We start from the raw sequence: 7877 nt of genomic DNA on the forward strand, positions 1-7877 counted from the left end.
CCGTATACACAGGGCCGTGAAATTTCGGCTCCTGCCTGTCCTCGTCCTCCGCCCGGTACCGGGCGGACCGCCTCCGCACATGCCGCACCACCAAGATCACCGCCACGAGAATGAGAATGGGCACCGCAAACCGCAGCGCCACCAGCAAAATACTCCCCAGCAGCCGAAACAGCCCCAGGGGCAGTCCCACCAGCCAGCCCATTCGTCACTCCTCCTTCAAGCGTGCTGCCGCTTCCGTGTAATACCGCCCAAAGGCGGAGGGCACCGCCCGGTCCGACAGGGCTCCGGCATCTGCCCAGACGAAGTCCGCCGGGCCGTCTCCCGCCACCTCCAGGGTGTAACCGGTCATGTGCCACTCCACATGGGTAAAGATGTGCTTCGCCGTCAGTCGGCTCTCCCACCGCCTGGGCTCCAGGCCCCAGACGGACACCGCCGCTCCGGCGGCAGCCTCGTCCAGGGCTCCCTCCACGTTGGGAAACTCCCACAGGCCCGCCAGCAGGCCGGTCCCCGGCCGCTTCCGCAGGGCGATCTTTCCGTCCCGCACCAGCAGGAACACCGTCTTCTCCTCCACCCGGCGGGGCTTTTTGGCCCCCTTCACTGGCAGATCCTCTGCCGTGCCCCGAAGGCGGCCCTTGCAGAAGGCCATGGCCGGACACTCCAGACACCGGGGCGGGCCGTTGGGTGCGCAGACCGTGGCCCCCAGCTCCATGGTGGCCTGATTGAAGACGCGGATATCCGCCTCAGCCTCCGGCATGACGGCCTGGATCTGTGCCCGCACGGCCTTTTTTACCTTGGGATCGGCAATATCGTCCCGGCAGTCCGTCAGCCGCATGACCACCCGCAGCACGTTGCCGTCCACCGCCGCTTCCCGTCGGCCGAAGGCGGCGGAGGCAATGGCGCTGGCGGTGTAGTCCCCCACCCCCGGCAGGGCCAGCAGGTCCTGGTAGGTGTCCGGAAACCGGCCGCCCTGCTCCGCCACGATCCTGGCGGCCTTCTGCAGGTTCCTGGCCCGGCTGTAATAGCCCAGGCCCTCCCACAGCTTCATCAGCCGCTCCTCCGGGGCGGCTGCCAAAGCCTCCACCGTGGGGAATGTCTCCAGAAAGCGGGCATAATACCCCAGCACCGCCGCTACCCGGGTCTGCTGCAGCATGATCTCCGAGACCCAGATCTGATACGGGTCTGTGGTCCGCCGCCAGGGCAGGTCCCGGGCATTGGCCCGATACCACGCCAACAGCGGCCCCGGCAAATCTTGTAAAACAGTTTTGGTTGTCAAATTCTCACCGCACATGGTATGATTGTACCATATCCGCAGAATGGATATGGCACCCTTTCCGAACTTGCGCCGCTGTATCAGCCTGTCCAGCCGCACAATCGCCGCATTGCGGTTATTGTACCACATCCGGCGCCAACTTCCCACCCCCTGTACAAAAATTTTGAAAGTCCCTTGACTTTCCCCCGGGTGGAAGGTGTACCCTGTCCCCAGAGATGAGGTGTAATCCCTTGAAAATCAATGAAGTGGAAGCCCTGGTGGGCATCACGCGGAAGAACATCCGCTTTTATGAGGCGGAGGGACTGCTCTCCCCCCGGCGGAACAGCCAGAACGGTTACCGGGACTATGGGGAGACTGAGGTGGAGGTCCTGCGGCGGATCAAGCTGCTTCGGAAGCTGGGCCTTCCGCTGGAGGAGATCCGGCAGATGCAGCACGGCGCCTACACCGTGGGGGACGGTATGCGCCGCCATCTGGTGTCCCTGGAGCGGGAGCGGCAGAATCTGGAAGCGGCCATCCGCTTCTGCGGGACGCTCACAGACCGCAGGGAGCGGCTGGAGGAGCTGGACGCCCAGTCCCTGCTGGATCGGATGGCCCAGATGGAACAGGAGGGAACGACCTTTATGAACAAGCAGAAGCAGGACACCAGGCGCCGCCGCTTCGTGGCGCCCATCGTGGTCGCCATCGTCATGTCAGTCCTGATGGCGGGGCTGATCTGGCTCTTCCTCTGGGCCTTCGAGGTGGATCCGGCCGGTGCGCCGCCCCTGCCGGTGCTGGCGCTCTTTGTGGCCATCCCGGCGGCAGTGGTGGTCGGTGTGGTCATCGCCCTGGTCCAGCGGGTCCGGGAGATTGAGCGGGGAGAGGAAGACGATGCGCGGAACTACTGAGCGGCGGGATTGCCGACAAGCAGCGGTGTCCGCCGCAGGGACGGCCGTATGGCTGCTGGCTGCGGCCGCGGTGTTGCTGTGGGTGCGGCAGGCCTTTTTCCCCAGCGGTGCGGCATCCGTTCTGCTGGCGGTTCTGGCCGCTGTCCAGGCAGCAGGGCTGATCCCGCTGGGGCTGGCCCTGCGGGACCGCTTGAAAGAGATCAAAGGAGGAGAATTATATGAAGCTCGTCAGTATTGAGACCATTCCCGGCCAGGAATTTGAGGCCCTGGACATCGTGCGGGGCACGGTGGTGTACAGCAAAAACTTCGGCCGCGATTTCATGGCCGGTATGAAGACCCTGGTGGGCGGAGAGATCACCGGCTACACCGAGATGCTGGTGGAGGCCCGGCAGATCGCCACCAAGCGCATGGTGGACGCGGCAGAGGCTCTGGGAGCCGACGCAGTGGTGGGCCTGCGGTACGCCTCTGCCTCCGTGATGCAGGGGGCGGCGGAGGTCATTGCCTACGGAACGGCTGTAAAGTTCAAATGATGCACGTCACCATTCTGGACCACAGCGGCTTTCTGGTGGAGCTGCCCGGTCTCACGCTGCTCTTTGACTGGTGGAAGGGGGACCTGCCCCCCCTGCCATCAGGCCCCCTGCTGGTCTTTGCCAGCCATCGCCATCCAGACCACTTTGATCCCCGGATTTTTGCTCTGGATGACGGGCAGCGGGATGTCCGATTCCTTCTTGGCAAGGGCATCCATCTGACAGACCGGAACCGGAAGAAATGGGGACTCTCGGAAAAAGCCGCCGCGGACTGCCGGGTGCTTTCCGGCGGGGAGAGCGCCTCTCCCCTGCCCGGCGTCACCGTGGAGGCACTGCCCTCCACCGACGAGGGCGTGGCCTTTCTGGTGACGGCGGAAGGCCGGACGGTCTTTCATGCCGGGGATCTGAACTGGTGGCACTGGGAGGGCGAGGACCCCGTCTGGAACCGGAACATGGAAGCGGACTTCCGGCGGTATGCGGAACCTCTCCGGGGCCGGAAGATCGATCTGGCCATGCTGCCTCTGGATCCCCGTCTGGGGGAGGACGGCTTCCGTGGCCCCCAGTACTTCCTGGAGCTGGCGGATATCCGCCGCTTTCTGCCCATGCACCAGTGGGGAAATTTTAACTTTACAAATCAATTCCTGTCATGCTATACTTCTTTCACATCCCGAACTGTGTACGTTAACAGAGTCGGTCAAGTCTTTACATTTGAGGAGGAAGCGGACACATGAAGATCGATGGCAATGAACTTGCAATTGAGCAAAACGAGCTGGACCGGGAGGGCCGCCATGCGGAAGCCATGGCCATCAAGCGGGAATTTCTGAAGCAGGTGCGGGAGAGCGGTGACCACTGCCCCTGCAAGCAGGCCTGCCCTCACCACGGCAACTGCTTTGAGTGCGTGACGCTGCACCGTGGTCACCGGGATCACTTGCCCATGTGTATGTGGGATATGGTGAATGAACGGCTCCATAAGCTCTCCCGATTGACAGAGGGGACCCTGCGGTCCTATGAGGAGGCGCACCGCTGAGGAAGCTCCAGAAAAGCGCCCGTGCCAATCGGCACGGGCGCTCTCCTCTTCATCTGTCTTCAATCTGCAAGGATCAGGCAGCTGCCGGTCACATCAGGGCTGTGGCCCGTTAGCTCCGCCACGAAGTCCGTGTCCTCACCGGCGGCACTGACCGCCGCTTCCAGCGCGGGGATCTGGTCAACCGTGGTGACGGCGTAGACTCGGTCCACCAGCGGGGCGATATCCGAGAGTACCAGGCCGGCAGTGTCGTCGGCGCCGGAGGTGATGACCTCCGGCGGCAGCTCAATGGAGACAGCCACACCATACTCACCCAGAGCGCTGCGCAGCTCCTCCAGGAACAGCCGGATGCTGGCCGCCCGGTCGGCGCCGTTGTAGTCGATCTTGTCCAGCTTCCCTACTGTGGGATAGCCCACATCCGTTAGCAGGATTTCATCAAAACCCTGTTGTGCCAGCTCCGCCGCCAGGGTGCACAGGTACTGCCGGGCCGCCGGCTTGCTGGGATCCAGCCAGTTTCCGTTGTTCCCGTCGTAGAAGATATAGCCACCGGTGTTCTTCAGTCCCATGCCCTCCACGTCCGCGCGGGCGGCAATGGGGTCCAGGAAGCAGCTCATCCGGCCGATGGAGTGGTAACTGCTTTCCGTCACCTCCGCCAGAGCCGCCGCCGTGTCCTCCGCCGTGCTCACGGTGCCGGCCGCGGCGCCAGTGGCAGCAAAGTAGATGTGTCCGGTGCTGTCTTTCAGCGTGACGGCAGCAGCGTTATAGGCGGGAGCAGACATCACAGAGGCTCCCAGCCAGGCATCTTTCCAGCCCGCCTGGGTCAGCGGCGCGGCGGAAGCAGAGAAGGCAGCCAGAGCCTTCGGCTTCTCCGGCTCCTGAATGGTAATCTCTACGTCCTCTGGGGGCACTTCCTCTTCCGCGGGGGGCGTCTCCGTCTTCCATGGCAACTCCAGGTGGAAGCTGCCGTCCCTATCGTAGACGATATACTCCTGCAGCCACAGAAAGCCCACCGCCGCCAGGATGATGAGCACCAGCAGCACTGCCAGCGCGATCTTCCCCTTGGAGGTCCTGCCCCGGTAGCTCCGGTAGCCCTTGGTGCCTCCCATGTCCGTCACCTCTTCTCCAGGAGATTGCCCCTGCCCGTCAGGGCTGGATGGCGTTGAGCTTGTTCACGCGCCGCTCATGCCGGCCACCCTCAAAGTCCGTGGAGAGGAACACCTCCACCATCCGCTCCGCCAGGTTCTTGCCGGTGAACCCCGCGCCGATGGCCAGCATATTGGCGTCGTTGTGGCGGCGGGTCATCTCCGCCTCCAGGGAGTCGGCGCAGTGGGCGCAGCGGATACCCTGCACCTTGTTGGCGGCAATGGAGATGCCGATGCCGGTGGTGCAGATGACGATGCCCCGATCATACTCGCCGGAGGCCACAGCCCGGGCCGCCGCCTCGCCGAAGTCGGGGTAGTCGCAGCTCTCCGTCGAGTAGCAGCCGAAGTCCTTGTATTCATGGCCCAGCTTCTCCAGAAGCTGGATGATGTCGCATTTCAGCGCGTAGCCGCCGTGATCAGAACCCAGAGCGATTTTCATGGTGATCGTTCTCCTTTTCAAATCAAGTCATCCCATTCGGAGAGGAATGGGGCTGGAATGGATTTATTATAGCCAGTTTTCCCCTGAAAAGCAAATCACAATTCATGCCATACCGGTTTCCCCTGCCGGAAGGCGGCAAAACGGCGGAATCCGCAGGCCCGCAGCAGCGCCTGCCCCTCCCGGACGGCACAGCCCACAAACCCCGGCGTGTGGGCATCCGTCCCCAGGGTGACGATCTCGCCGCCCAGGGAGCGGTACAGCCGCAGCCACTTTTCGTCCGGCAGCGGGGTGTTGCCCCGGTTGGTGTTGAGCTCGATCCCGATGCCCTTGGGGATGATGAGGCGGAAGATCTCCGCGATCTCCTCCTCGAACCCGTCGAAGCTGACATGCATCCCCCGGTTCTCGTTCAAATACCGCAGGGGCAGCGTCAGATGGCCCAGTACCTGGAATCGCCCCCACTCCGCGAGCTTCCGCACCTGGCCCAGGTAGTCGGCAAGGCAGTCCCGCGCTTCCTGTTCGTCCCGCGGGGTAAGGAAATACAGGTCCCGACCCTCCATCTTCTCCGACAGGGTGTGGATGGAGCCGATGAGAAAGTCCAGCGGCGGGGCCTCCGCCAGCATGGACTCCATCCGCCTGATGCCCCACACGGCGTCTCCCAGCTCCGCGCCCAGGCGCAGCGTGATCCGGTCCCCCACCGCCGTCCGGGCGGCGCGGAACTCCGCAATCATGGGATCCCAGTCATAGGCCCCCCGGGGTTCGGTGGTGCCGAACCGGATGGGCTCCACATGGTCTGTGAAGCAGATCTCCTGGAACCCCAGCCGGATGGCCGCCTCCGCCATCTCCTGCATGGAGGCGGAGGCGTCCGGTGAGATGCGGGAGTGGACGTGGTAGTCGGCTAAATACATACGTGCCTCACTTTTTGAACTTCTTGAAGAACTTCTTCTGCTCCTCGTAATTGCTCTCGCCCATGGTCTCGGCGAACTTCTTCAGGGCTTCCTTCTGCTCCTTGTTCAGATTTTTGGGGGTTTCAATGTAGACGGTGACATACTGGTCGCCCCGCCCCCGGCCGTTGATGGAGGGGATGCCCTTGCCCTTCAGGCGGAAGGTGGTGCCGGACTGGGTGCCCTCCGGCAGGGTATACTTCACTTTGCCGTCGATGGTGGGGATCTCCAGCTCCGCACCCAGCACCGCCTGGGTGAAGGTGATGGGCGCCTCGCACAGGACGGAGGTGCCCTCCCGCCGGAACAGCTCGTGAGGCCGGACCGTAATGGTAATCAGCAGGTCGCCCGCCGGGCCGCCGTTCTTGCCGGCGTTGCCCTGTCCACGGATGGAGATGGTCTGCCCGTTGTCGATGCCGGCGGGAATGCTGGCCTGAATGGTCTTTTTCTTGCGCACCATACCACTGCCCCGGCAGTCCTTGCAGGGCTGGTGGATAATCCGCCCCTTGCCGCCGCACTTGGGGCAGGGGGAGGAGGTGGCGAACACGCCCATGGGCGTCTGCCGCCGGACCTGGACCGTCCCGGTGCCGTGGCAGTCCGGGCACACCTCCGGCGACGTGCCGGGGGCACAGCCGTTGCCGTGGCAGGTGTCGCAGGTCTCATACCGCTCCACGGTGACTGCCTTCTCACAGCCGAAGGCCGCCTCCTCGAAGCTGATGGCGATGGACATGCGGATGCTCTCGCCCCGCTGGGGGGCGTTGGGATTGGTGCGCCGCCCGCCGCCGAAGCCGCCGCCGAAAAAGCTGCCGAAGATGTCCCCCAGGTCGCCGAAGTCGAAGCTCCCGTCGAATCCGCCGCCGAAGCCCCCGGCGCCGAAGTTGGGGTCAACGCCCGCATGGCCGTACTGGTCGTACCGGGCCTTCTTGTCCGCGTCGGAGAGGACCTCATAGGCCTCGTTGACCTCCTTGAACTTCTCCTCCGCCGTCTTGTCCCCCGGATTCAGGTCCGGGTGATACTTCCGGGCCATTTTTTTATAGGCCTTTTTGATCTCATCCTCAGAGGCTCCCCGGGAAACCCCCAGGACCTCGTAGTAATCGCGTTTCTGTTCTGCCATAGAATCACCAACTTTTCAATTAGGAATGGGGAGTTAGGAATTAGGAATTGTGGAATCCGCTCCCGGCGGATGAATTGAAATCCGTCCGGCTCCGCCGGACACCTCAATTCCTCATTCCTGATTTCTAATTCCTAATTCATGAGAGCGTGCCGCGCAGGCGGGGGTGTCCCCCGCCCGCGCGGCCGCATGGCATCTGATCACTTCTTGTTATTCTCGTCATCGTCGACCACCTTGTAGTCGGCGTCATAATACTGGCCCTGCTGGGCGCCGGCGTCGGGGCCGGCCTGCTGCTGGGCGCCGCCCTGGGCCCCCTGGGGATTGGCCTGCTGATACAGCTTCTCGCTGACGGCGTAGAAGGCCTGGGTCAACTCGTCGGTAGCGGTCTTGATGGCAGCGGTATCCGTGCCTTTCAGAACCTCCTTCAGTTTGTCGATTCCGGCCTGGACCTTGCTCTTGTCATCGGCAGGGATCTTGTCGCCCATCTCGGAGAGGGTCTTCTCGCTCTGGTAGACCATCTGGTCGGCCTGGTTGCGGACCTC

General features: G+C 63.4%; 12 protein-coding genes. 5 read left to right on the forward strand and 7 right to left on the reverse strand.

The genetic code is table 11. The annotated features are described in order from the left end of the window. Window positions 1–202: hypothetical protein (locus QVE23_RS09480; RefSeq protein ID WP_287968047.1), on the reverse strand; the 202-nt coding region annotated here is incomplete at its 3' end. Between the two features lie 3 nt (window positions 203–205). Next, window positions 206–1288, reverse strand: a complete 1083-nt coding sequence (mutY, locus tag QVE23_RS09485) for an A/G-specific adenine glycosylase (RefSeq protein WP_051319938.1) — start codon at window positions 1286–1288, stop codon at window positions 206–208. Between the two features lie 212 nt (window positions 1289–1500). Here mutY and QVE23_RS09490 point away from each other — a divergent pair, with 212 nt between their 5' ends. From QVE23_RS09490 to QVE23_RS09510, 5 genes are read left to right on the forward strand one after another with little or no spacing between them, the layout of a single operon-like run. Continuing rightward, window positions 1501–2154, forward strand: coding sequence for a MerR family transcriptional regulator (locus tag QVE23_RS09490; protein ID WP_025545083.1), 654 nt, complete (start codon window positions 1501–1503; stop codon window positions 2152–2154). Continuing rightward, window positions 2138–2392 carry a hypothetical protein gene (locus QVE23_RS09495; RefSeq protein WP_025545082.1) on the forward strand — a complete coding sequence of 85 codons (255 nt, stop codon included), beginning with the start codon at window positions 2138–2140 and terminating at the stop codon, window positions 2390–2392. Before QVE23_RS09490 ends, QVE23_RS09495 begins: the two co-directional genes overlap by 17 nt. Beyond that, complete coding sequence (locus QVE23_RS09500) at window positions 2373–2684, forward strand: YbjQ family protein (protein WP_021748258.1); 312 nt, start codon at window positions 2373–2375, stop codon at window positions 2682–2684. The genes QVE23_RS09495 and QVE23_RS09500 overlap by 20 nt, the downstream gene beginning before the upstream one ends. Further along, on the forward strand, window positions 2681–3412 hold the full coding sequence (locus tag QVE23_RS09505) for an MBL fold metallo-hydrolase (RefSeq protein ID WP_502919090.1): 732 nt from the start codon (window positions 2681–2683) through the stop codon (window positions 3410–3412). The genes QVE23_RS09500 and QVE23_RS09505 overlap by 4 nt, the downstream gene beginning before the upstream one ends. After that, complete coding sequence (locus QVE23_RS09510; protein WP_021748256.1) at window positions 3409–3708, forward strand: hypothetical protein; 300 nt, start codon at window positions 3409–3411, stop codon at window positions 3706–3708. The genes QVE23_RS09505 and QVE23_RS09510 overlap by 4 nt, the downstream gene beginning before the upstream one ends. Window positions 3709–3767: 59 nt before the next feature. Here the strand turns inward: QVE23_RS09510 and QVE23_RS09515 are convergent, their stop codons facing one another. From QVE23_RS09515 to QVE23_RS09535, 5 genes are all read right to left on the reverse strand, one after another. After that, window positions 3768–4811 carry a putative glycoside hydrolase gene (locus QVE23_RS09515; RefSeq protein ID WP_025545080.1) on the reverse strand — a complete coding sequence of 348 codons (1044 nt, stop codon included), beginning with the start codon at window positions 4809–4811 and terminating at the stop codon, window positions 3768–3770. A 37-nt stretch (window positions 4812–4848) separates the two neighbouring features. After that, entirely contained in the window at window positions 4849–5286 is a 438-nt protein-coding gene (gene rpiB, locus QVE23_RS09520; RefSeq protein WP_021748254.1) for a ribose 5-phosphate isomerase B, read from the reverse strand. Window positions 5287–5381: 95 nt separating this feature from the next. After that, window positions 5382–6191, reverse strand: coding sequence for a histidinol-phosphatase HisJ family protein (locus QVE23_RS09525; protein ID WP_267288142.1), 810 nt, complete (start codon window positions 6189–6191; stop codon window positions 5382–5384). 7 nt (window positions 6192–6198) lie between these two features. Then, on the reverse strand, window positions 6199–7338 hold the full coding sequence (gene dnaJ, locus QVE23_RS09530) for a molecular chaperone DnaJ (RefSeq protein WP_021748252.1): 1140 nt from the start codon (window positions 7336–7338) through the stop codon (window positions 6199–6201). A 197-nt stretch (window positions 7339–7535) separates the two neighbouring features. After that, window positions 7536–7877, reverse strand: a 342-nt coding sequence (locus QVE23_RS09535; RefSeq protein WP_287968052.1) for an Hsp70 family protein, incomplete at its 5' end; no start/stop codon positions are given.

Source organism: Oscillibacter sp. KLE 1728, assembly GCF_934833455.1.
Lineage (GTDB): Bacteria > Bacillota > Clostridia > Oscillospirales > Oscillospiraceae > Oscillibacter > Oscillibacter welbionis.

Bases quoted from the DNA above. Each gene is read 5' to 3' on its own strand.
- mutY (WP_051319938.1), bottom strand. From the start codon at position 1,288: ATGTGCGGTGAGAATTTGACAACCAAAACTGTTTTACAAGATTTGCCG.
- QVE23_RS09495 (WP_025545082.1), top strand. From the start codon at position 2,138: ATGCGCGGAACTACTGAGCGGCGGGATTGCCGACAAGCAGCGGTGTCC.
- QVE23_RS09500 (WP_021748258.1), top strand. From the start codon at position 2,373: ATGAAGCTCGTCAGTATTGAGACCATTCCCGGCCAGGAATTTGAGGCC.
- QVE23_RS09505 (WP_502919090.1), top strand. From the start codon at position 2,681: ATGATGCACGTCACCATTCTGGACCACAGCGGCTTTCTGGTGGAGCTG.
- QVE23_RS09510 (WP_021748256.1), top strand. From the start codon at position 3,409: ATGAAGATCGATGGCAATGAACTTGCAATTGAGCAAAACGAGCTGGAC.
- QVE23_RS09515 (WP_025545080.1), bottom strand. From the start codon at position 4,811: ATGGGAGGCACCAAGGGCTACCGGAGCTACCGGGGCAGGACCTCCAAG.
- rpiB (WP_021748254.1), bottom strand. From the start codon at position 5,286: ATGAAAATCGCTCTGGGTTCTGATCACGGCGGCTACGCGCTGAAATGC.
- QVE23_RS09525 (WP_267288142.1), bottom strand. From the start codon at position 6,191: ATGTATTTAGCCGACTACCACGTCCACTCCCGCATCTCACCGGACGCC.
- dnaJ (WP_021748252.1), bottom strand. From the start codon at position 7,338: ATGGCAGAACAGAAACGCGATTACTACGAGGTCCTGGGGGTTTCCCGG.